The 21,277-nt window shown below is 66.7% G+C and carries 20 protein-coding genes and 1 pseudogene; 4 read left to right on the top strand and 17 right to left on the bottom strand.

From position 1 onward, the window contains the following. Positions 1 to 59: 59 nt before the first annotated feature. A complete protein-coding gene (locus ACJ8FR_RS01060) occupies positions 60 to 1,052 on the bottom strand; it encodes an A/G-specific adenine glycosylase (RefSeq protein ID WP_407826746.1) in 993 nt (330 codons plus the stop codon). Between the two features lie 27 nt (positions 1,053 to 1,079). Between ACJ8FR_RS01060 and ACJ8FR_RS01055 the strand changes: the two genes are divergently transcribed. From ACJ8FR_RS01055 to ACJ8FR_RS01045, 3 genes are read left to right on the top strand one after another with little or no spacing between them, the layout of a single operon-like run. After that, positions 1,080 to 1,631 carry a DUF721 domain-containing protein gene (locus tag ACJ8FR_RS01055; RefSeq protein ID WP_407826745.1) on the top strand — a complete coding sequence of 184 codons (552 nt, stop codon included), beginning with the start codon at positions 1,080 to 1,082 and terminating at the stop codon, positions 1,629 to 1,631. Continuing rightward, the gene (locus ACJ8FR_RS01050; protein ID WP_407826744.1) at positions 1,632 to 2,378 is read left to right on the top strand and encodes a thioredoxin domain-containing protein; all 747 of its coding nucleotides are present in this window, start codon (positions 1,632 to 1,634) and stop codon (positions 2,376 to 2,378) included. A gap of 28 nt (positions 2,379 to 2,406) precedes the next feature. Next, on the top strand, positions 2,407 to 5,823 hold the full coding sequence (locus ACJ8FR_RS01045; protein ID WP_407826743.1) for a chromosome segregation SMC family protein: 3,417 nt from the start codon (positions 2,407 to 2,409) through the stop codon (positions 5,821 to 5,823). Between the two features lies 1 nt (position 5,824). Here ACJ8FR_RS01045 and ACJ8FR_RS01040 read toward each other — a convergent pair whose 3' ends face one another. Next, entirely contained in the window at positions 5,825 to 6,697 is an 873-nt protein-coding gene (locus ACJ8FR_RS01040; RefSeq protein ID WP_407826742.1) for a DUF6662 family protein, read from the bottom strand. Between the two features lie 70 nt (positions 6,698 to 6,767). After that, positions 6,768 to 7,379: pseudogene (locus ACJ8FR_RS01035) on the bottom strand (UdgX family uracil-DNA binding protein); the annotation flags it as partial. Positions 7,380 to 7,508: 129 nt separating this feature from the next. Here ACJ8FR_RS01035 and ACJ8FR_RS01030 point away from each other — a divergent pair. Beyond that, the gene (locus ACJ8FR_RS01030; protein ID WP_407826741.1) at positions 7,509 to 9,431 is read left to right on the top strand and encodes a CocE/NonD family hydrolase; all 1,923 of its coding nucleotides are present in this window, start codon (positions 7,509 to 7,511) and stop codon (positions 9,429 to 9,431) included. On the opposite strand, the gene ACJ8FR_RS01025 is transcribed toward ACJ8FR_RS01030, so the two are convergent. The 14 genes from ACJ8FR_RS01025 to tilS all read right to left on the bottom strand — a co-directional run bounded on the left by ACJ8FR_RS01025 (position 9,424) and on the right by tilS (position 21,267). Beyond that, positions 9,424 to 10,968: a peptide MFS transporter gene (locus ACJ8FR_RS01025; RefSeq protein ID WP_407826740.1), complete on the bottom strand. Its 1,545-nt coding sequence runs from the start codon at positions 10,966 to 10,968 to the stop codon at positions 9,424 to 9,426. The two genes, ACJ8FR_RS01030 and ACJ8FR_RS01025, sit on opposite strands and share 8 nt — an antisense overlap. 63 nt (positions 10,969 to 11,031) lie before the next feature. Beyond that, positions 11,032 to 11,439: a hypothetical protein gene (locus tag ACJ8FR_RS01020; protein ID WP_407826739.1), complete on the bottom strand. Its 408-nt coding sequence runs from the start codon at positions 11,437 to 11,439 to the stop codon at positions 11,032 to 11,034. A gap of 52 nt (positions 11,440 to 11,491) precedes the next feature. After that, complete coding sequence (locus ACJ8FR_RS01015; RefSeq protein WP_407826738.1) at positions 11,492 to 12,028, bottom strand: demethoxyubiquinone hydroxylase family protein; 537 nt, start codon at positions 12,026 to 12,028, stop codon at positions 11,492 to 11,494. Continuing rightward, entirely contained in the window at positions 12,025 to 12,552 is a 528-nt protein-coding gene (locus tag ACJ8FR_RS01010; protein WP_407826737.1) for a disulfide bond formation protein B, read from the bottom strand. The genes ACJ8FR_RS01015 and ACJ8FR_RS01010 overlap by 4 nt, the downstream gene beginning before the upstream one ends. A 7-nt stretch (positions 12,553 to 12,559) precedes the next feature. Then, entirely contained in the window at positions 12,560 to 13,903 is a 1,344-nt protein-coding gene (locus tag ACJ8FR_RS01005; protein WP_407826736.1) for a S41 family peptidase, read from the bottom strand. Between the two features lie 45 nt (positions 13,904 to 13,948). Continuing rightward, entirely contained in the window at positions 13,949 to 15,124 is a 1,176-nt protein-coding gene (locus ACJ8FR_RS01000; protein ID WP_407826735.1) for a murein hydrolase activator EnvC family protein, read from the bottom strand. A gap of 4 nt (positions 15,125 to 15,128) precedes the next feature. Beyond that, positions 15,129 to 15,551: a 23S rRNA (pseudouridine(1915)-N(3))-methyltransferase RlmH gene (locus ACJ8FR_RS00995; protein ID WP_407826734.1), complete on the bottom strand. Its 423-nt coding sequence runs from the start codon at positions 15,549 to 15,551 to the stop codon at positions 15,129 to 15,131. Beyond that, the gene (locus ACJ8FR_RS00990) at positions 15,552 to 16,394 is read right to left on the bottom strand and encodes a serine hydrolase (RefSeq protein ID WP_407826733.1); all 843 of its coding nucleotides are present in this window, start codon (positions 16,392 to 16,394) and stop codon (positions 15,552 to 15,554) included. 5 nt (positions 16,395 to 16,399) lie between these two features. Beyond that, positions 16,400 to 16,804, bottom strand: a complete 405-nt coding sequence (gene rsfS, locus ACJ8FR_RS00985) for a ribosome silencing factor (RefSeq protein WP_407826732.1) — start codon at positions 16,802 to 16,804, stop codon at positions 16,400 to 16,402. After that, positions 16,785 to 17,438 carry a nicotinate-nucleotide adenylyltransferase gene (locus ACJ8FR_RS00980; RefSeq protein ID WP_407826731.1) on the bottom strand — a complete coding sequence of 218 codons (654 nt, stop codon included), beginning with the start codon at positions 17,436 to 17,438 and terminating at the stop codon, positions 16,785 to 16,787. Before ACJ8FR_RS00980 ends, rsfS begins: the two co-directional genes overlap by 20 nt. 122 nt (positions 17,439 to 17,560) lie before the next feature. Continuing rightward, a complete protein-coding gene (locus ACJ8FR_RS00975) occupies positions 17,561 to 17,935 on the bottom strand; it encodes a hypothetical protein (RefSeq protein ID WP_407826730.1) in 375 nt (124 codons plus the stop codon). 61 nt (positions 17,936 to 17,996) lie between these two features. Then, a complete protein-coding gene (gene ftsH, locus ACJ8FR_RS00970) occupies positions 17,997 to 19,955 on the bottom strand; it encodes an ATP-dependent zinc metalloprotease FtsH (RefSeq protein ID WP_407826729.1) in 1,959 nt (652 codons plus the stop codon). Between the two features lie 140 nt (positions 19,956 to 20,095). Continuing rightward, positions 20,096 to 20,257 carry a hypothetical protein gene (locus tag ACJ8FR_RS00965; protein WP_407826728.1) on the bottom strand — a complete coding sequence of 54 codons (162 nt, stop codon included), beginning with the start codon at positions 20,255 to 20,257 and terminating at the stop codon, positions 20,096 to 20,098. A 47-nt stretch (positions 20,258 to 20,304) separates the two neighbouring features. After that, positions 20,305 to 21,267 carry a tRNA lysidine(34) synthetase TilS gene (gene tilS, locus ACJ8FR_RS00960; protein ID WP_407826727.1) on the bottom strand — a complete coding sequence of 321 codons (963 nt, stop codon included), beginning with the start codon at positions 21,265 to 21,267 and terminating at the stop codon, positions 20,305 to 20,307. Positions 21,268 to 21,277: the final 10 nt, after the last annotated feature.

Here is a 21,277-nt window from a genome sequence, read left to right as displayed (position 1 = left end):
CGCGATAACGCGCAGATGGATGGATTTGCGCCGCCTCTTAGGGTCGAGCGTGGGCTAACTCAAGCGGCCTGCCGCGCGGCCAGCGCGAGTTCCGCGGCACGGCGATAGAGCGTCGGAAGCCCGGCCTCGGCAAGGCTGCCCAGAGGCTGCCACCAGCCCTCGCCCTCCGGCTCGGCGCGGGGCGCAAGATGAAGGTCGAGCGAGAAATGCGTGAACACGTGCCGGACGGTGCCGATCGCATCCAGCCCCGGCGGCGCGGCGTCGGTCCACTCGGGCCCGGGAAGGGCCGCCATTCCGCCGAGCAATCCCTTGGCGGGGCGGCGGACGAGCCAGACCGAACCGCCGCGCTCGATCCAATGCGCGATGCCGTGCTTGTGGGGCCGCGCGCGGCGCACCTTGCGGGCGGGGAGGCTTTCCGGATCGCCGCTGGCCAAGCCGGCGCAGTCCTGCCGCAGCGGACAATCGACGCACCGCGGGGTCTTCGGACGGCAGATCGTCGCGCCGAGGTCCATCATCGCCTGGACGAAATCGCCCGGACGGTTCGTCGGCATCATCTCCACGAAGAGCCGTTCGATCTCGGCGCGCGAGGGCTCTCGGATCGCGTTCAGCCGGGCAATGACGCGCTGGACATTGGTGTCGACGGCGGGCGCCCGCTGACCGAAGGCGATCGCGGCGATCGCCGCTGCGGTGTAAGGGCCGATGCCGGGCAGCTTGCCAAGCTCGGCCGCGTTCGTTGGGAAGCCGCCGCGGCCCGCCACCGCGCGAGCGCAAGCGATCAGGTTTCGGGCGCGGGCGTAATAGCCGAGCCCGGCCCATTCGGAGAGTATCTCTTCCGGCTTCTCTGCCGCCAGCGCTTCGACCGTCGGCCAGCGCGCGATGAAGCGCTCGAACCGCGGCTGGACTGTCGCGACCGTCGTCTGCTGGAGCATCACTTCGCTCAGCCACACGGCGTAGGGATCTAGCGGCGGCGCGCCCGGCGGCGAGCGCCATGGCAGGCGCCGGAAGTTATCCACATAATGTTGGAGGAGGCGCGCTGCGGTGTTGGCGGTCACCTTTTGCCTATGGCATGGTCGAGCCCCATGGCGAAGAGGAACCCGGGAAAAGACGATGCGCCGCGCAGCTGCCGTCCACGCGCAGCCGGAGATCTCGTCGGCGACATCGGCGGTCAATCGTTCAAACGCTTCGGCTTCGTCCAGAGCTCGATCGTCAGCCGGTGGGGCGACATCGTCGGGCAACGCTACTCCAAAGTGTCGAGCCCGGAATCGATCAAATTCCCCGCGGGCAAGAAAGCGGGCGGAGTCCTGACCCTGTTCGTCGAGGGCGCACACGCGCCCCTGATCCAGCATTTGACGCCGATGATCGTCGAGCGCGTCAACCGCTTCTTCGGCTATGCCGCGATCAACCGCATCGTCTTCCGCCAGGGCCGGTCGCCGGCACCGGCGACGCGCCCCGAGCGCCCGCGACCTGGGCCCGTGCCGAAGGCGCTCGGCGAAGGCCTGCGCGAGATCGCCGATCCCGAGCTTCGTGCATGCCTTGAGTCGCTTGCCGCGCAAATTGCCGCTAGCAGCGGCCCTCCGTCGCTGCCGTCGGACGGCGACGATCCGATACGACCGATCAACCGGAGCCATTGAATGAAGCCTTCCCTTTTCCTTGTCGGCGCGATTGCGGTGGCCGCGATCGCCGGCTGCAACTCCAAGCCGGGCGACGCCAAGACCAGCGCGCCGGTCAAATATCAGCAGGTCCGCCCGCCCAAGGGTGGCGACTGGACCATGGTGGTGAACCCCACGCCAGCCGGCGGCTTCATGATGGGCAATCCCAACGCCAAGGTGAAGCTGGTCGAGTTCGGGTCGCTGACCTGCCCGCACTGCCGTGCGTTCGATGACGAAGGCGTGCCCACGCTGGTCAGCAAATATGTGAAGTCGGGCCGGGTCAGCTGGGAGTTCCGCAACTACGTTCGCGACGCGTTCGACCTCACCGCGTCGTTGATCGCCCGGTGCAACGGGACCAAGAGCTTTTTCCCGCTGATGCGCGCGATCTACAAGGATCAGCCGGTGTGGTTCGGCAAGGTGGTTGCAACGCCGCAAGCCCAGCTAGAGCAGCTCCAGAACCTGCCGCCGCAGCAGCAGTTCGTCGCCATGGCCAAGCTTGCCGGGCTGCAGGATTGGGCGGCCGCGCGCGGGGTGCCGCAGGCGAAGAGCAACCAGTGCCTGACCAATCAGGGCAGCGTCAATCAGCTCGTCCAAATGACCAGCGATGCGACCGACCAATACCCTGCGTTTCAGGGCACGCCGACCTTCGTGATCAACGGGACGATGGCCAAGGACACCGCGACCTGGGATCGGCTGGAGCCGCAGCTCAAGGCCGCGCTGGGCGGCTAGCCGGGTCTCGGGGGGAGGGCAGACCAGGTTGCGGATTCGTCGGCTCAAGCTCAGCGGCTTCAAGAGCTTCGTCGAGCCGGCCGAGCTCAGGATTGAGCCCGGGCTGACCGGCGTCGTCGGCCCCAACGGTTGCGGCAAGTCGAACCTGCTCGAGGCGATCCGCTGGGCGATGGGCGAATCGAGCCCCAAGTCGCTGCGCGGCGGGGGCATGGACGACGTCATCTTCGCCGGCACCGCGACCAGGCCGCCGCGCGACTTCGCGGAAGTCTCGATCCTCCTCGAGCGCGACAGAGCCAACCAGGCCGGCGCCGGTGAGAGCGAGGTCACTCGGCGGATCGAACGCGGCGCTGGCTCAGCCTATCGCATCGACGGCCGCGACGTGCGCGCCAAGGACGTGTCGCTGCTGTTCGCCGACGCCGCTACGGGGGCGCACTCCCCGGCCCTCGTCAGCCAGGGCAAGATCGGCGCGGTCATTGCAGCGAAACCCGTCGAGCGCCGCCTGTTGCTCGAGGAGGCGGCCGGCATTTCGGGGCTTCACGCGCGGCGCAAGGACGCCGAGCAGAAGCTGCGCGCAACCGAGGCCAATCTCGCCCGGCTGGCGGAGATCCTCGGCGACCAGGAGCAGCGCGTCGCGCAACTCAGGCGACAGGCCCGAGCCGCCGAACGATACCGCAAGCTGACCGAGCAGATCCGAGGGGTCGAGGCGCGGCTGCTCCACGCGCGCTGGCTCGAGGCGGAGCGCGCGTCCGAGGCTGCAACCACCGAGGCAGAGGCTGCCGCTGAGGAGGTCGAGCGGATCCATCAGGCGATCGTCGAAGCCCAGGCCACGCACGACCGCGCGAGCGGAGAACTAACCGCCAGGCGCAACGGCCTCGCCGAGCTTCGCGAGCAGGGTCACGAACTCGCGCATCAGCTCGCGACGGCACGCGCGCGGCGCGACACAGTCGTGCGCCGCCTCGCCGAGCTCGACCGGCTCGATTCGTCGCTGGCTGGTGACGTTCAGCGCGAGGAAGCGCTGAAGGCCGACGCCGCGCGCGCAATCGCGACCCTCGACGCTGAACGCGCGGCAATCGGCCGCCGGCTCGAAGATTCCGAGAACCATTCGGCGCGGATCGCGCTGGAGCTCAGCGCAACCGAATCGACCTCACGCGAGGCCGAAGCGGCGCTTGCCGACCTGCTCGCGCGCGACGCCGCTATGCGCGCCGAACGCCGGGTGGCTGAGGCGGCGATGGAGGCGGCAAAGGCCCAGCTCGGCCGTACGGAGCAGGAGAGCCACAAGCTCGCCGACCAATTGCAGGCGCTCGGCGACGGCAACGAACAAGTGCGCGCCAAGGCGGAGGCGGAAGCGAAGGCCCAGGCGGCGAGCGAGGCGCTCAGCCAGGCGGAAGCGCGGCGCGTGGAAGCGGAGCAAGGTCGTGCTTCGGCTGCGGAAGCGCGCGATTCAGCAGAAAGCCAGCTGGCTTCCGCGCGGGCGGCATTTTCCGCCGCCAAGTCGGAGCATGAGGCGCTTGCACGCGCGCTGGAGCAAAGCGGCGGCGCGGCGATTGCCAGCCTCAAGGCCGAGCCCGGCTATGAGCGCGCGCTGGCCGCGGCGCTGGGCGAAGATGCCGATGCCGCGATCGGCGGAGAAGGCCCGAGGCGCTGGCTGGGCAGCGACGTTCTTCCGGGCGATCCGCCGCTGTCAGCTGGGACCGAGTGCCTCGCGGACCACGCGAGCGCGCCGCGCGAGTTGCTGCGACGGTTGAAGCAGGTTGCGGTGGCGGAAGACGATCACGGCCAGCCGCTCGCGCTGGGACAGCGGCTGGTGACGCGCGAGGGCCACCTCAGGCGGTGGGACGGGTTCGTCGCTATCGGCGCCGGCGCGGCGGCCGCCGAGCGGCTGATCCGGGCCAACCGCCTTGCGCAGCTCGCCAATGAGCTGCCGGCGTTTGAAGCTGCGGTCACAGTTGCGTCAGCCGAACGCGACCGCGTGCTTTCCGAGATGGAGCGATGCCGCACGGCGGCGGAGGGGGCGCGGACGGCCGCCCTGGCGGCGGAGCGCGATCTGCGGGAAGCGACGCGCGCCATCGACGTTGCCGCCGCGGCGCTCGAGCGGATGGAAGCGCAGCAGGCAAACTTTGCGCAGCGCCAGATGGATCTCGATCCGGTCCTCGAGGCAGCGCGCGACGCCGTCGCCGTCGCGGAACGGACGCTGGGGGCTCTCGCTGACTCGGCTGAGGTCGAGCATCAAGTTGAAGCAGCCCGCGCAACCGCGGCGGCGGCAGCGTCCGCGGTCGCCGACAAGCGCGCCGAATCCGCGACCAAGGCGCGCGAAACCGCCGCCGATCGCGAACGGTCGAGCGCCGCGGGCCGCGAGCAGGCGGAGTGGCGCAACCGCCAGGCCGACGCCGAGCAACGGCTTGCCGCGGCGATCGAGCGCCAGAAGCAGCAGGCCGCCGAGCGCGACGAACTGCAACGGGCGCCGGCCGAGCTCGACGCGAAGATCGCCGAGCTCGAGCACGCCAACGAGAATAGCCAGGCGCATGTCGGTGAAGCCGCCGTGGCCGAGCGTGACGCCGAGGAGGCGGTCGCGGTTGCGGCCCAGCAAGTCTCGGCAGCAAACGAAAGCTCGGCGGACACGCGCGAGCGTCGCGCGGCTGCTGCGGCGCGTGCCGAGGCGCAGCAGGCGCGCAGCGCGGAGTATGCGAGGGCTGCGGTCGACAAGTTCGAATGCATGCCGCAGCGGCTACCCGAGAAGCTCGGCTTCGACGCCGACGAGCCGCGCAATGGCGATGAGGAAGCGGCGATGCTCGAACGCCTGACCGGCGAGCGCGAGCGCATCGGCCCGGTCAACCTGGTGGCCGAGCAGGAACTGGCCGAGCTCGACGCCGCCCGCACCAAGGGCGCCGAGGAAGCGGAGGAGCTGACCCAGGCGATCCATCGCCTGCGCGGATCGATCGGCAATCTCAACCGCGAGGGCCGGGTGCGGCTGCTCGAGGCGTATGAGCAGGTCGACGCCCATTTCCGGCGTTTGTTCACGACCCTGTTCGAAGGCGGCCAGGCGCACCTCGAGCTGGTCGAGAGCGACGACCCGCTCGAAGCGGGCCTTGAGATCATGGCCCAACCGCCGGGCAAGCGCCTGTCGACCCTGACCCTGCTGTCGGGCGGCGAGCAGGCGCTGACCGCGATCGCGCTGATCTTCGCGATCTTCCTCACCAACCCGGCGCCGATCTGCGTGCTCGACGAGGTCGACGCGCCGCTCGACGACGCAAACGTCGAGCGCTTCTGCGAGCTGCTCCGCCAGATGACGCAGGAAACCGACACGCGATACCTGATCGTCACTCATAACGCGGTGACGATGAGCAGGATGGACCGGCTCTACGGCGTGACGATGATCGAGAAGGGTGTCAGCCGGCTGGTTTCGGTCGACCTCGGAGGCGCGGAAACGCTGCTCGCCGCGGAGTAGCTCAAAATTCGCGGCTGACTTTCAAGCGCAGCTCGTTCTTCTCATGGTCTTCAAATTCGAGCGATGAGCCAGGCCCATTGGGCGAGCCAAAAAGCTGCGGCAGCCAGGTCGCCGTGAGCGACCATTCACCGGCCTCATAATGGACCGACGGTCCGGCATAGACCGCGTAATTCTCGCGATGAAGGCCATGCGTCCAATCGGGATAGACGCTGTGGTAGCGGCTCTCGACGCCGAGCCATAATTTGGGCGTGACCCGATACGACAGGCCGGTGGCAAGTTCGATCGCGAGCTCTTTCTCGGTCACGCTGCCGACCACGCCCGGCGCGATCTCCTCATGCTCGCGTTCCCATTCGGGTTCGACCGTCAGATTGGCTGCCCAGACGAGCCGGTCGTCGGCGAAATTCTTTTGCACGATGGCCTTGAACTCGAGCTCGAATTCGCGGGCCTTTTTGCCGGTGACCTTGCTGATCCGCGACCAGCCGGGTTCGGCGTAAAGGGTGACGCCGAGGCGGCCATGTTTCGGCGCTCGAAGCTGGTACTTGAACTCGGCGGAAAGGCCCTGGAAGGCGAAATTACGGTCCATCCGATCGAACTCGTCACCTGGCCTGCGGATGTGATGGCTGGCGAATTTCGCATAGACCGAGACGCCGAAGCGGTCGGTGATCCCGCGTTCGACCTCCAGCTTGTAATCCTGCGCGTCATAGTGGCCTTCGCCCTTGCCGCGGCGGTCGGTCGCCCAAAGCGAAAGCTCGGTCTCACCCGCCTCTTCGGTAGCAGCCGTGTAGACGTAGCCGAAATCCGGCGCGGCTATGGCCGGGGCGCCACAGGCGACGCCGAGGCCAGCCGCGACGACCGCAGCCATGATGCGAGACATGGAGGATGTTCCCTATTGCTGTTGAACAATCGCTAATGCGAGTTGTTCTCAATTGCAATAAGGCGCTGACTTAGGGGGCCGACTGAGCGGCGCGGGCCTTGATCCGCTTGAGATCGCGCAGGAACAGCTTCTTCTCCTCGAGCTTGCGCTCCGCGTCCGGGATCCGCAGCAGGAAGCTCGGGTGGACGGTCACCCAGCATTCGCCGCCGTCATCGAGTAAGATCGGGGCTTCGCGGACGCGGCTGATGGTTACGGTCTTGCCGATCAGCGAGCGCGCCGCCGTCGCCCCGAGCGCGACCGTGACGGGCGGACGAATGAGCTCGCGTTCGTGCTCGATCCACCAGCGGCAGGCGGTGATCTCGCTGGCGTCGGGCTTGTTGTGAATCCGCCGCTTGCCGCGCTGCACGAACTTGAAATGCTTGACCGCGTTGGTGACGTAGACCGTCGAGCGGTCGATCCCCGCTTTCTCCAGCGCCGCGTCGAACAAGGCGCCGGCGGGGCCCACGAACGGACGCCCGGCAAGATCCTCCTGGTCGCCCGGCTGTTCGCCGACGAACATGATCGACGCGTCGAGCGGCCCTTCGCCGAACACGGTCTGCGTGCCGAATTTGTAGAGATCACAGCGCCTGCACTTGCGCGCATCAGCGAGCAGCGCTTCCCACGACGCGCGCAAATTGCCGCCGGGCTCGATTGCGCGCTCGGCCTCGAGCGCATGCTTCAAGCCCTCGGTCGCGATGTCTCCCATGACGCTGCAACGTGCAACGCGCGGCGACGTTGCGCAGGGCCCGGCGCCGCCTTAACGCAGGCGACCATGACCAAGCTTACGCCCCGCCTTGCCGCCTCGCTCCTCCCTCTCCTCGCTCTCGCCGCCGCGTCGCCGCCTGCGGTTGGACCGGTGACGCCGATGACGCCCGACGTCGTCGCCAGTTACGACAAGGTCATGCCCTGGGCCGACTTCGTGCGCCGCGAGGTCATGGTGCCGATGCGCGACGGGACCAAGCTCTACACCGTCATCGTGTTCAAGAAGGGTGCGGCAAACGCCCCGATCCTGCTTTCGCGCACCCCTTATGACGCGCATGAATCCACCCACCGCAACGACAGCCAGCGCGCCATCGACATCCTGCCGGCGGTCGACGCCGATTTCGTCACCGACGGCTATATCCGCGTCTATCAGGACATCCGCGGGATGCACCGGTCGCAGGGAACCTGGGTGCTGACGCGCCCGATCGCCGGGCCGCTGAACAAGACCGGCATCGACGAGAGCACCGACGCCTACGACACGATCGACTGGCTGGTGAAGCACGTGCCCGAGTCCAACGGCCGCGTCGGCACGATCGGCTCGTCCTATCTCGGCTTCACCACCCTGATGACCGAAATCAATCCGCATCCCGCGCTAAAGGCGGCGGTCCCGGAAAGCCCGATGGTTGACACGTGGAAGGGTGACGACGATTTTCACAACGGCGCCTTCCGAATTCCCTCGTTCGACTATTTCCTGAGCATGAGCACGGGCAAGGGCGACGCCAGTGCGGCAATCGCCCGCGGCCAGGGCGACGATTACACCGCCTACCTGGAGGCGGGCTCGGCCGGCGACTTCGCGCGGCGGTGGCGCGTTGACCAGGTGCCGTTCGTGCGCAAGGTAATGGACAATCCGGCCTACACAGACTTCTGGCAATTGCAGGCCGTCGACAGATGGTTCGCCGCTCGCGGGCTCACGGTGCCGACGATGCTCGAGGTCGGCCAGTGGGACCAGGAGGACAGCTATGGCGCCCCGGCGGTCTACCGCGCCCTCAAGGACAAATATGAGGGCACCGGCCTGTTGCACCTGGCGATCGGGCCGTGGCGGCATTCGGGCGCCAACCATTACGGCTACGAGCTTGGCGATCTGACCTTCGCCGGCGACACCGCCGCCGAGTGGCGGACGCGCTACATGAAGCCGTTCCTCGACCATTATCTGAAAGGGACGCCCGACCCGCACACCCCGACAGTCATGACCTATGCGACCGGTGTGAATCGTTGGGACGAGAGTTCGAAGTGGCCGGTGGGAACGCCGACGCCCTTTTACCTCGGCGCCGACCATAGTGCCGGGTTCGAGCGGCCCGCGGCTTCCGGTAGCGACGATTTTCTGTCCGACCCGGCAAACCCGGTGCCGTTCCTGCCGCGGCCGATCAATATGGCGGATGACGAGCAATGGCACAGCTGGCTCGTGCGCGACCAGCGCTTCGTCGACGGGCGGCCCGACGTGATAAGCTACACGAGTGGCCCCCTGACCGCGCCGGTCCACATCATGGGCCCGCCTGAGGTCGACCTGTTCGCCGCCACCAGCGGCAGCGACAGCGACTGGGTCGTGAAGCTGATCGACGTCTATCCGAACGACATCCCCGAGGGCCGGTCACAAGGGGCCAAGCCGAGCATGGCCGGTTATGAGCTGCCGATCGGCATCGACATCTTCCGCGGGCGCTACGTCCACGACCTCGCGCATCCTGCGGCGCTACAGCCGGGCAAGGTCGAGGAATATCGCTTCGGCCTGCCGAACGTCGACCACGTCTTCCTACCGGGGCACCGGATCATGATCCAGGTGCAGTCGAGCCTGTTCCCGCTCTACGACCGAAATCCGCAGACATTCGTGCCGAACATCTTCTACGCGAAGGCAGGCGATTACCGGCCGGCCAGGCAGAGCGTGTACCGCGGCGGCCCGACCGCCAGCGCGGTTCTGCTGCCCGTCGTTCCTAACTGAGCGCGGCAGCTTGATCCTGCGGGCTGCCCATCATCCGCTTGCCGATGACGAGCTTGAAGACCGCGAAGGCGACCAGGCCGAAGGCGGCGCTGGCAACGTGGATCAGCCAGAAGGTGGTCGTCGGCAGGCTGGAATATAGACCGCCGACATAGCCGACCATTTTGTTCGCGGCGAAGAAGGCCAAGTAATAGAGCCCGATGACGGTTGCGGTGATCTGCTTGGGCGCGATCTTTGTGAACAAAGCCAGGCTGATCGGCAGGATGTGCGCGAAGCCGATGCTGTTCAAGAGGTGGAACATGAACGGCCAGAAGATGCCGATCTTGCCGCCCGCCGGCTGCGTTGCCGCAGCGATGAACAGGCAGGCGCCGCCGGCGATGGTGAAAAAGCTGCCGATGATCATCTTGCTGATCTCGTCGGGCTCGCGCCGCTTCAAGCTCCACCATTTCCAAAACGCGGCAACGGCAACCAGCATCGAGAAGCTGAGGATCGCATCGAGCGTGATCAGCCAGCTGCTGGGCAGCGTCGTGCCCATGAAGGTCAGGTTGAACTGCTTGTCGCCCCAGACGAGATAAGCGTTGAAGATCTCCTGGTTGGTCAGCAGCGAGATCGCCATCACCGGGATGAGGATGCAGAGCGTGAGGACGCAGAACCGGTCCCCGCGACTGAGATTTCGCGTCAGGAACCAATAAAGCGCGCCAACCATCACAAGCGCGGAAATCGTTCCGACGAGCCACGATGAGAACAATACCCCCGAGATGAGCAGCCAGATGACGACCAGCGCGGCGATGCCGATCGCTCCGGCAACGATCCGGCCGATCAGCTGGTTGGGGCTGCGCTCAGCGACCGCCAGGTCGGCCGGCAGCCACTTCCGCCCCGACAAATAGATGAAGAGGCCCAGCACCATCACCACGCCGGCGCAACCAAAGCCGTAGTGCCAGCCGACCTTCTGGCCGAGGGTTCCCGAGATCAGAGGGGCGGCAATCACGCTGACGTTGATGAAGATGTAGAAAATCTGGAACGCCATCGCCCGCCGCAGATCGCGCTCGGTGTAGAGCTCTCCGACCTGCGTCGCGATATTCCCCTTGAACAGGCCGACACCGACGATCAGCGCCAGCAGCGCGAACAGGAACGCGCCTTCGATTGCCATTAGGAAATGCCCCAGCGCCATCACCAGGGCACCGGCTATCAGCGCGACCCGGCGGCCCGTCAGCTTGTCGGCGATGATCCCGCCGAGGATCGGCATGAGATAGACCAGCGAGGTGTAATCGCCGAAAATGCCCGAGGACAGCGGCTGCCCTTCGAGGCCGGGATAATGCCAGCCCCTCAGCCAGGCGAGGCCGGTGACCTTCCCGATATGCCCCGGCAGCAGCAGGTAATTGACCATGTAGAGCGTGAGCAGCGTCTGCATGGAGTAATAAGAGAAGCGCTCGCACGCCTCCGTGAAGCCAAGATAGCCGAGGCCCTTGGGATGACCGAGGAAGGCGCGGTCGTGGCGATCGACCTGCTCGAGGTCGGGGGTCGCGTCGGCAATGGTCATGGCTGCTCTCTCCCCGTCGCGACCTCCATTGAACGGGCTGAGCCGCTCGCCGGTCAACCGACCTTATTGTTCAGGGGGCCGATTCTGCTCGGCCTGCTCGCGCTGCTCCGAGCGAGCTTCCTTGATGACCTGCGTCAGGCAACCCGTGAAGCCGCCCGGGCCCACCGGCGAGCAGCTGTTGGTGCCTGTGTTGCCGACGGTTTCGAGCACCCGCGCCTTGTTCGCCCAGGCCTCGGTCTGCTGGCGCGTTCCGCTTGGGCGCAGCGCTGGCGGAAGCCGATAGCGCTCCGCTTCGGGCCGGCGCGCACAGACGACCACCTGGTCGTCGGTCGAGCGCGGACAGGGATCGGTGCCGTACACGATGATTTCCGCGACAGAATTGCCGGCTTGGGCCTTGGCCGGAGCAGGGATTGCCGCCAGTCCGCTAGCGATTGCCGCCCCCGCCGCAAGAGTGATCATCAGCCTTGTCATCGGGTGCATCCTTTCAACCATCGTTTCAGCGGCTGTCGCCGCATATCGTTCCTCAAATGCGCTTCGACAGCCCAATCGCCATCCTACAGCCGGCTCGGATCACCGCAGTCAACAAGGGATAGCCAACGGCCTGAGCGGCCCCAGCCTCGCGAGCGGTGTTGCGGTGCTCGAGCTCATCGGCCTGGAAGTCGGCGATGTCGGCGGCGAGCTCGGGATCGTCCTCGCCGAGCGCGGCAAGCTGGCCTGCATAATGGCGGTCGATCTCGGTCTCGATCGCGTCGGTACAGGCGAGCGCCGCCTTTTCGGACATCAATGCCGTTGCCGCGCCGAGCGCGAAGCCGGCGACGTTCCACAAGGGCTGGAGTGCCGTCGGTCGCCCGCGCCGCTCGGCCATCAGCACATTGAAGCGCTTGAGGTGGCGCTCCTCCTGGGCCGCCATGCGCGCGATCAGCCTGGCTTCCGGGCAGTTCCGCCGAAGCACCGCAAGCTGGCCGGCGTAGATCCTCGTCGCGCCATATTCGCCGGCCTGGTCGACCCGCAGCATCGATGCGCTGTCGGGGCGCCGGTCGCCGGGTCGCCAGCCGCTCATCTGCGCTTAGCCCCGACGGTCAGTAGCAGCACGATCGCGGCCGCGCCGCCCAGCGACAGGACCGCGTTCCAGCCCGCCATCGAGATTCCGAGGAAGCGGAATTGGACGTCATCGCAGCGGACCACGGGCGCGTGCGTGATCTGCCTCAACATATCCGCGGCATTGGCGCTTTTCGCCAGCGCGGTGCACTGGGTGAAACCTTCGAAGATCTTGGCCTCGACGCCGGCGTGATAGACGCCGATCGCCCCGGACACGGCAATCGCCAGCGTGGCGAGCAGCGTCAGCGTTCGAGAGCGGGCAGACCGCGATGGCGCGGTGAAAGCGAGCGCTGCGAGCACGATCGCGACGCCATGCGGCCAGCGCTGCCAGTAACACATCTCGCACGGGTGCAGTCCGCCGAGATATTGCGACCCGAGCGCGCCGCCGAGCAGTGCCAGCGGCAGAAACAGAGCAATCAGCCGCGCCGCAGCGGCGGAGTCGAACCCGCTGCCGGGACGTACGCCCATCGCCGCCGCGTCGTTCATGCGGTTCCTAGCGCGACTTCTTTGCGGGCGTGGCCGAAGCGATCGAGACGGGTGCCGCGAGCCGCTTGATAGTGTTCAGAGCATAATAGAGCTGGAAGTCCTTGATGCCCTTCTTCTCGAGCTCCTCGGGCTTCGCGGTGAAGCGCGGATCGGGACCGTCATCGGCCTCGAGCAGCTTGTCCTCAACCTTCGCCTGCGCGAGCAGGTGCCGGCGGAGGTCAGCCTCGCGGACGATCCTGCGATCCTTGTAATCCGGGTCGCTGACCTGCGGCACCACTACATCAGGGTCGATGCCGCCAGCCTGAACCGACCGCCCCGACGGCGTGTAATAGCGCGCCGTGGTCAAGCGCAGCGCTGCCTGCGGCCCGGTCTGAACGACCGTCTGCACCGACCCTTTGCCGAAGCTCGTCTCGCCCATGATGAGCGCCCGGCGATGATCCTGGAGCGCGCCGGCAACGATCTCAGACGCGGAGGCGGTGCCGGCATCGGTCAGCACGATCACCGGAAGTCCGTGCGCCATGTCGCCCGGACGCGCGTAATAACGCTCGATATCGTCCTTGGTGCGGCCGCGCTGGGAAACGATCTCCCCGCTGTCGAGGAAATCGTCGGCGACGTCGACCGCCTGGTCGAGCAGCCCGCCCGGATTGGAGCGCAGGTCGACGACATAGCCAATCGGGTGCCCTCCGGTCGCCTTGTCGATGCCGATGAGCGCCGCCTTGGTCTGATCGGCGACATTACCGGTGAACGTGTTGATGTTGATGTAGCCGACGCGGTCCTTGATCTCCCACTTGACCGGCCGGAGCTCGATCCGCTCGCGGTTCATGGAGACGTCGAACGGCTTGTCGCGGCCGGGACGAACGATGGTCAGCTTGATCGATGTTCCTGGCTCGCCGCGCATCTTGCTGACGGCTTCATCGAGGTTGAGCCCGTAAACGAGCTCGCCGTTGATGTGAGTGATGTAGTCGCCGGCCTTGATCCCGGCGCGCCACGCGGGCGTGTCCTCGGTCGGCGTGATGACCTTGACCGCGCCGTCCTCGATCGAAACGCTGAGCCCGAGGCCACCGTAATTGCCGTCGGTGGTCGCCTTGAGCTGATCGAAATCGGAGGCTTCCGCGTAGGACGAGTGCGGATCGAGCGCGGATAGCATCCCGTCGATGGCGCCCTTGATCAGGGTATGATCGTCGACCGGCTCGACGTAGTTCGCCTTGACGCGCTCGTAGACGCTCATGAACTTCTCGAGCTCCTGGTAATTGGTCGTGTCCGCCGCCGCGAAGGAGCTGGCGGTCACGGGAACCAATGCAAGGGCGCCAACGAGCGCGAGGGGCGGAAGCAGCTTCATATTGAGTTTCATGGTCGAATCCTGGTCGGTCAATCGGGCTGGATCATAGCCTGGCGTTTAGCCGCCTTTGGAGGCCTTTGACAGGGATTGAGATGAACCTGCGATGATGGCAGGCGAGATTCGACGCCCATTCCGGGACAATTCGACCTGCAGCGGCCCGAGCGCGCGGCCAACCGGATCACCGAGGCGCACACGGTCCCCCGCGCGGAGCTCGCTTGCGGTGTTGACGATCAGGCTTAGCCAGCCGCCGCCGTGGTCGATGATCAGCACGCCGTCATAGTCGCGAAATGGGCCCGCGAACCTGACCACCCCGTCGGCCGGCGAGGTGACGGCCATGCCGCGCGGTGTCGACAGCGTGAGCCCGCGAGAGCGCACGCCGCTGGCGTTCACCGACGCAAGTCCCTCCGTGACCGGCGCGGCAGCTGGCAGTTGGTAGGCGAAGGGCGGGCGCAAGGGCTGGCCCTCGGCCCCAAATGGGCTAGGCGGCGGCTCCTCACCAGCAAGCTGGACGGCGACGCCGCGGATCGACTGGCCGTTCGATTGTTCACCGCGCAGCCGTTCGAGGTTTTCACCGGCGGCCAAGGCGATGTCGCCGGTGGTGAGCGCCTGTCCCTCAGACGCCAGCGCCTCCTGCACCGCCTTTTGCTCGAGGGCCGCATAATTCTGGCGACGCACAGTGAGGTTGTCGCGGCTCCGTGCGAGCTCCGTACGCGCCGCGAACGCCAGCGCCTCGAGCCGCTGTCCCTGGACCAGCTCGGCCGATAGGCGGCTGGTGCGGCTGCGGATCACCGGCACGGTCAAATCGAGCAGCAGGCGCACCTTGACGAGCTCGTCGGTCCCGCCCTGGTCGGCGAGCACGAGCAACGGCGGGCGGCGCGCCATGGTCGCCAATCCCGCGAGGAGCGATGAGACCGGCAGCTGCTCGGTCGCCAGCTGGCGGCGGTGGGCGGCGACATAAGCCGATGCCAATTGCAGCCGCGCACTGGCGGCGCTGATCCGCGCCTCGGCGGCATCGATCGCCTGCGCCGCCGCAGCCTGCTGCGCATGGAGGCGCCCCGCTTCGGTCTGGGCACTCGCCGCCGCGCGCTCGAGCTTCGCCGTCTCCGCCTCTGCCGACGCTTGCTCGGCCTGGGCCTGCTTGAGCGCGGCGTCGAGCGGCTCGCTACCGCTCTGCGCGGCCGCACTTGCGCCGAGAAGCGGGCAGAGCATCAGCGCGATGACAAGACGGCGCATTGCCTTATCCTTCGCGGTGATAGGGATGGTTGGCAAGGATCGAGGTGGCGCGGAACAATTGCTCCGCGAGCATCGCCCGGACCAGCAGATGCGGCCAAGTGGCCGGACCGAAGGACAGCAGCAGGTCGGCCTGCTCGCGTTGCCCGGCGTCATGCCCATCGGCGGCCCCGATCACGAACCGCGCCTCGCGCTTGCCCCCGTCGCGCCACAACTCCAGCTTCTTCGCCAGCTCGGTCGAGGTCAGCGCCTCGCCCCGTTCATCGAGAATGACGCGGATGCTGTTGGACGGGAGATCGGTCGGCTTGCCGCCGCGGTCGGGCAGTTCGGTTAGCCTTGTCGGCCACTGGATGCGCTTGAGATAGCGGTCGACGAGCTCGGCCTCGGGCGAGCGCCCGATCTTCCCCCGCGCGACGATGTGGAGCAGCACCTAGCGCTGGAGCGCAGGCGCGCCGAAAGGCCAGGTAAAGATCGACTTGAAGCCGTCGTAGATCACTCGGGCGGTCTCGGCGATCGTTCGCGGGCGGTCGGTGCCGCCGCGGGTGAAGATCGCGACCGCGACGCGGTGCCCGTCCGGCATGGTGATGAACCCGACGTCATCGGCGAGCCCGTCGAGCGTCCCCGTTTTGTGCTCGACCGGCGTACCCGAGGGCAGCAAGGCCTTCATCCGGTTCTTGCCCGTTTCACACTGGGCCATCAGGTCGAGAAGATAGTTGCGGCTTTCGGGCTTGATCAGCTCGGCTTTGTAGATGCGCCTGAGGAGGTCGACCATGGCCATCGGCGTCGTCGAATCCCGCCGGTCCCACAGGTCGCGCTTGCTGTGCAGCAACTCGGAGATGGTGCGGTCCATGCGAAGGCCGGTCACGCCGTTGTCGCGCAACCAGTCGTGGACGGCGGTCGGGCCGCCGAGGTCCGCCAGGAGGATGTCGGTCGCCTGGTTATCGCTGTGGACCAGCATGCGCTTCATTAGGCTTCGCGCCGACTGGCCGTTGATCACGTCGTCGAGCGAGCGGCGGCCATTGTCGACCTGCGCGAGATAGAGGGCGGCGACGGCGACCTTGACCGTGCTTGCCATCGGGAACGGCGTGTTGCCCTTGATGCTGACGGTTTCGCCGGAATTGAGGTCGAGCGCGGCAATGCCGATGTCGGCCGACTTGCCGGCCACCATCGAGTTCAGCTGCTGCTCGAGCGTCGTCAGGCTGGGCGAAGAGGCCGCGATCGCGGGCTGCGCGACCAACGCGAGAAGCGACAAGACGAAAACTTTGAACCGCATTGCCCTCACCCGCGCGCTGCCGCGCTCACGCTCGAATCATCGCCAAACGCCCACATTCGTTCCAAATTGTAAAAATTTCTCACTTCGGGACGGAATATGTGGACGATCACGTCGTCCGCGTCGATCAGCACCCAGTCCGCAGCCGGGAGCCCTTCGATCCGGACGTTGCGCTTAAATCGCTCCTTGATCTTGTCCGCAAGCTTAACAGCCATGGACGCCACCTGCCGCGTCGAACGGCCCGACGCGATGACCATGTGATCTGCGATGTTCGATTTACCGGCGAGAGGGATCGATACCACCTCCTGCGCCTGGTCGTCGTCGAGCGACTGGAGAACGAGCTTGTGAAGATCGTCAACCTCGACGGGAACTCGGCCGGCCTCGGCGGCGGCGTCAACTGGCTGTTCGGTCAAGTGCTCTCCTGGCGAACGCTGGCAGGCCGCGTCGCGTAGCTTGCGCGGGCGATCGGCGGTACCAATGGGGGTCTTGCGCGCGAATGGCGGTCGCGGAGGTCGGATCGGGCGGCAGGCGAAGAAAAATGATCGCCGGTGCACTCCACTCCGTCCACTGCTTTGCCTGGCTTGAAGGATGGACGAACCGCCCAAGCCAGCCCATCGCGCGAGCCGCGCGGGCAGCTGAATCATAACCGGGCCGGCGAATCACCGCAATCGGCAGTTCGCGGGCCAAGCCCCTCCAATCGCGCCACGAGTGAAAATTTGGCAGATTGTCGCTTCCGAGCAACCATAAGAAGCGATGTCGCGGATAGCAGCGCTTCAACCGGCGCACCGTGTCGATGGAAAAGCGCGTGCCGGCGCGTTCCTCGAAATCGCTGGCATGGATGCGCGCCCGCCTCGCCATCCGCTTGGCGGCCGCGAGGCGCGCCGCATAGGGCGCCATGTCGCGCGCTTCGGCCTTGAGCGGATTGCCGGGGGAAACCAGCCACCACACCTCGTCGAGCCCCAGCGCGTGCATCGCCGTCAGGCTAATGCGTCGGTGGCCCTCGTGTGCCGGGTTGAAGGAGCCGCCAAGAAGTCCGATGCGCGCCATGCTCTCCCGCTAGCATGCGCCGCGAAGCCAGCATAATGTGAGCGCGGACGGCGCTCCCCACCATCTTCGCGTTCATCGCGATCGGCCTATTTCCAGCCTGCTCGTCGCCCTCGGCGGGTCGACTAGCCGCGACAGGGAAAGCGACGAGACAGATAGGTTTTGAGGGCTTCCCTGGTGTCGGTTGCGGCCCGGTCGACTTGGGGAACGGCCTCCATCGCCCTTCGAATGTCCTGATTCGTCATCTTGATGCCGCCCGCGGTCGGACAAAATGCCGGCTGCTGATGCGCAGCCTGGGCGGCCAGACGGTCTGCGCGGAGCTGCGCAAAATCCACTTTGATCTGTGCGATGAGCACTTTGAGATCTCCGGAAAACATTGCGAACGCGCCTTTCGACTGCAATGCATCCATCTTTTCGAGGAATGTCTGGACCGGCATCGCATTAGCGGCACCGGCCAACGAGAGCGCGACAAGTGCGCTGAACAGCCTCAAGGTCATCATGATCCCCTCCCTGTTGCGCACTGAAGGCAACAGGACTGAACAGCCGTTTAACGAACGAACCTCAGGCGCCGGCGGCAGCCGGGCCGCCGACGGCGCCGGGCTTGGGCCGCTTGGCCTTCGGGATCGACGAGCCCGCCGCGGGGATCACCGGACCCTTGCTTCCGCCGCGGTCGATCGCCTCGCCGGCAAGCACCCTCTTGATCTCGTCGCCCGACAAGGTCTCATATTCGAGCAGCGCCTGCGCGAGAGCCTCGAGGTCCGCCTTGTTCTCGGTCAGGAGGAACTTGGCCCGCTCGTAGCCGTCTTCGACGACCTTGCGGATTTCCTTGTCGATCGCCTGCGCGGTCTCGTTCGACATCTGCCGCTGGCGGTTGACCGAATAGCCGAGGAACACCTCCTCGTCCGGGTCTGCATATTGCAGCGGCCCGAGCGCGTCCGACATGCCCCAGCGGGTCACCATGTCGCGCGCCAGCTGCGTCGCATACTGGATATCGGAAGAGGCACCGGATGAGACCTTGTCATAGCCGAAGATCATTTCCTCGGCGACGCGGCCGCCCATCGCCACGGCGAGGTTCGCGTACATCTTGTCGCGGTGATAGGAATAGCTGTCCCGTTCGGGAAGACGCATGACCAGGCCAAGGGCCCGGCCGCGCGGGATGATCGTCGCCTTGTGGATCGGGTCGGACGCGGACTCGTTGAGCGCGACGATGGCGTGGCCGGCCTCGTGATAGGCGGTCATGCGCTTCTCGTCCTCGGTCATGACCATCGACTTGCGCTCGGTCCCCATCAGCACCTTGTCCTTGGCGTCCTCGAACTCCTGCATCGCGACCAGGCGCTTGCCGCGGCGAGCGGCGAGGAGCGCGGCCTCGTTGACGAGGTTGGCGAGGTCGGCGCCGGAGAAGCCGGGCGTGCCGCGCGCGATCACGCGAGGGTCGACATCAGGTGCCAGCGGCACTTTCTTCATGTGGACGCCGAGGATCTGCTCGCGGCCGTCGATGTCGGGGCGCGGCACGACGACCTGGCGGTCGAAGCGGCCGGGCCTGAGCAGCGCCGGATCGAGCACGTCGGGCCGGTTGGTCGCGGCGATGATGATGATGCCTTCGTTGGCCTCGAAGCCGTCCATTTCGACCAGCAGCTGGTTCAAGGTCTGCTCGCGCTCGTCATTGCCGTTGCCGAGCCCGGCGCCGCGGTGGCGGCCGACGGCGTCGATCTCGTCGATGAAGACGATGCACGGCGCCGATTTCTTGGCCTGGTCGAACATGTCGCGAACGCGGCTGGCGCCGACGCCGACAAACATCTCGACGAAGTCAGAGCCGGAAATGGTGAAGAAAGGAACGCCCGCCTCACCCGCGATGGCGCGGGCGAGAAGCGTCTTGCCGGTGCCCGGAGGGCCAACCAGCAGCGCGCCCTTGGGGATCTTGCCGCCGAGCCGCGCGAACCTGCCGGGATCCTTGAGGTACTCGACGATTTCCTGCAGCTCCTCGCGGGCCTCGTCGATGCCGGCCACGTCCTGGAAGGTCACGCGGCCCTGCTTTTCGGTCAGCATCCGGGCGCGGCTCTTGCCGAAGCCCATCGCGCCCGAGCCGGCGTTCTTCTGCATCTGGCGCATGACGAAGAAGCTGATTCCCAGGATGAGCAGGAACGGCAGCGAGTTATAGAGCATGTAGAGCCAGATGCTCGACTGCTCCTCGGCCTTGACCTGCACCGCGACGCCCTTCTGGACCATCCGGTCGGCGACGTTGGAGCCAGCGGGGGCGATCGTGTGGAAATCCTCGCCGCTCGCGAGTTTGCCAGCGATAGTTGAGTTGTTGCTTGTCCCACCGGCGGCGATGACGACGGTGCGGACATTGCCCTCATCAACCTGGCGGACGAACTCCGAATAAGGGATCGCCTGGCCCGTCGCGGCGCGCGAGCCGCCGTCGAGCATCTGGACGAACAGGACGAGCGCGAAGAGCACGCCGCCCCAGATGAGCAGGCTCTTAGTCCAGGGATTGCCTGGCTTCTTGTCTTTGTCGTTCATCGCTCGTCTTTCCGGGCATGCGCGCCCGCCCGATAAAATAGGCGTATCCGGCCCAATAACAATGCGGCCTTAGGATGAGGTGAACGTTGTGCCGCCTCGGGACGACGGCGGCGAGCGGCGCCTCGGGCGCCGCAAAGGCGTCAGTCAGCCGTGACGCAACCCGTTTCGACGGCCTTCAGGCGCTCCATGAACCTGTCCGCGAGCAGCAGGCGCCGGTCGCGGGCGGCATCGGTCACGGCGCGGCGTGCGGCCGCCAGCTCCTCGTTCGCCCTGCGGCGAAAAAATCGCTCATCCGAATCCACTGGCCCCTCCACGCACTCGTAATTTTCCCCGAGTCGTCGACAGGAATTTACTCTAAGTTATCCACAGGTCGAGTCCGGTTCGGCGACGGAACGAAATGCCACTCCGCTCCGCCGCGGCAGAGCACGCCGCGAAGCGTCGCCGTCCCGCCGTCCGAAAGGGCCGAAATGAGCCGGGTGAGCTCGGGCCCACGCGGGTCGCGGTCGCCTTCGGTCGCGAGCCTGCGAATAGCCTTCGCCACGATCCGGCGTACGATCTCCGCGGGCAAATCCGACGGCCGGTAAATGATGCTGCCCCGCTTTTCATGCACTGACCGGGCCCATTCCGCGTTCATGGCCCAGTCCAGCGCGGCGTCGGCGTCGGCTAGGATCGCTGCGGACTGCGCGACCGCCCCGGAATCAAGCCAGTCGAGGCCGGCGAGCGCGCGGCGGACTCGAACCCGTTCGAACCGTTCGTCCTCGTTGCTGGGGTCGGCGACCGGCGTCACACCCGCGGCGCTGCAGACCTGCTCCAGCTCGGCGCGCCGCCATCCGAGCAAGGGGCGCACGAGGCGCACGTGCGCACCCGGAGAGACCGAGCGCGGCCGCATTCCGGCAAGTCCCCTGACCCCCGCGCCCCGCGCGAGACGCATGAGCAGGGTCTCGGCCTGGTCTTCGGCATGGTGGGCGGTGGCGAGCGCGTCGAGCCCGCGCTCCTCCACCCAATAACCGAGGAGCCTGTAGCGCTGGTGCCGCGCGCGCTCCTGGATTGCGGTTTCAGGCACTTCCGCCCAGCGCGCGGTGAGGGTCGCGTGCGGAACCCCAAGCCGGCCGCAGAGGCGTTCCACCATCGAGGCTTCCTCGCGTGCCTCGGGCCTAAGGCCATGATCGATGGTCGCCGCCTCGACCTGGCCGGGCCTCGCGGCCGCGGCGAGCAGCAGCAAGCCCAGGCTATCGGGACCGCCGGACACTGCGACGCCGACCCGGGCGTCCGCGGCAATCAGCGCATCAAGGTCGGCGCCAAATCGCTCCACTGCGGCGGGG

This window comes from Sphingomonas sp., assembly GCF_045810705.1.
Lineage (GTDB): Bacteria > Pseudomonadota > Alphaproteobacteria > Sphingomonadales > Sphingomonadaceae > Sphingomicrobium.
Note: the sequence above shows the minus strand (reverse complement) of the source record. Positions and strands in the feature narration are given on the sequence as shown.

Excerpts from the sequence above, each read along its gene's own strand:
- ftsH (WP_407826729.1), bottom strand. The coding sequence starts at position 19,955 with ATGAACGACAAAGACAAGAAGCCAGGCAATCCCTGGACTAAGAGCCTG.
- ACJ8FR_RS01005 (WP_407826736.1), bottom strand. The coding sequence starts at position 13,903 with ATGAAACTCAATATGAAGCTGCTTCCGCCCCTCGCGCTCGTTGGCGCC.
- ACJ8FR_RS00990 (WP_407826733.1), bottom strand. The coding sequence starts at position 16,394 with ATGCGGTTCAAAGTTTTCGTCTTGTCGCTTCTCGCGTTGGTCGCGCAG.
- ACJ8FR_RS01055 (WP_407826745.1), top strand. The coding sequence starts at position 1,080 with ATGGCGAAGAGGAACCCGGGAAAAGACGATGCGCCGCGCAGCTGCCGT.
- ACJ8FR_RS01015 (WP_407826738.1), bottom strand. The coding sequence starts at position 12,028 with ATGAGCGGCTGGCGACCCGGCGACCGGCGCCCCGACAGCGCATCGATG.
- ACJ8FR_RS01000 (WP_407826735.1), bottom strand. The coding sequence starts at position 15,124 with ATGCGCCGTCTTGTCATCGCGCTGATGCTCTGCCCGCTTCTCGGCGCA.
- ACJ8FR_RS01025 (WP_407826740.1), bottom strand. The coding sequence starts at position 10,968 with ATGACCATTGCCGACGCGACCCCCGACCTCGAGCAGGTCGATCGCCAC.
- ACJ8FR_RS01020 (WP_407826739.1), bottom strand. The coding sequence starts at position 11,439 with ATGACAAGGCTGATGATCACTCTTGCGGCGGGGGCGGCAATCGCTAGC.
- ACJ8FR_RS01050 (WP_407826744.1), top strand. The coding sequence starts at position 1,632 with ATGAAGCCTTCCCTTTTCCTTGTCGGCGCGATTGCGGTGGCCGCGATC.
- ACJ8FR_RS00975 (WP_407826730.1), bottom strand. The coding sequence starts at position 17,935 with ATGATGACCTTGAGGCTGTTCAGCGCACTTGTCGCGCTCTCGTTGGCC.
- ACJ8FR_RS01030 (WP_407826741.1), top strand. The coding sequence starts at position 7,509 with ATGACCAAGCTTACGCCCCGCCTTGCCGCCTCGCTCCTCCCTCTCCTC.
- ACJ8FR_RS01040 (WP_407826742.1), bottom strand. The coding sequence starts at position 6,697 with ATGTCTCGCATCATGGCTGCGGTCGTCGCGGCTGGCCTCGGCGTCGCC.
- ACJ8FR_RS00980 (WP_407826731.1), bottom strand. The coding sequence starts at position 17,438 with ATGGCGCGCATCGGACTTCTTGGCGGCTCCTTCAACCCGGCACACGAG.
- ACJ8FR_RS01010 (WP_407826737.1), bottom strand. The coding sequence starts at position 12,552 with ATGAACGACGCGGCGGCGATGGGCGTACGTCCCGGCAGCGGGTTCGAC.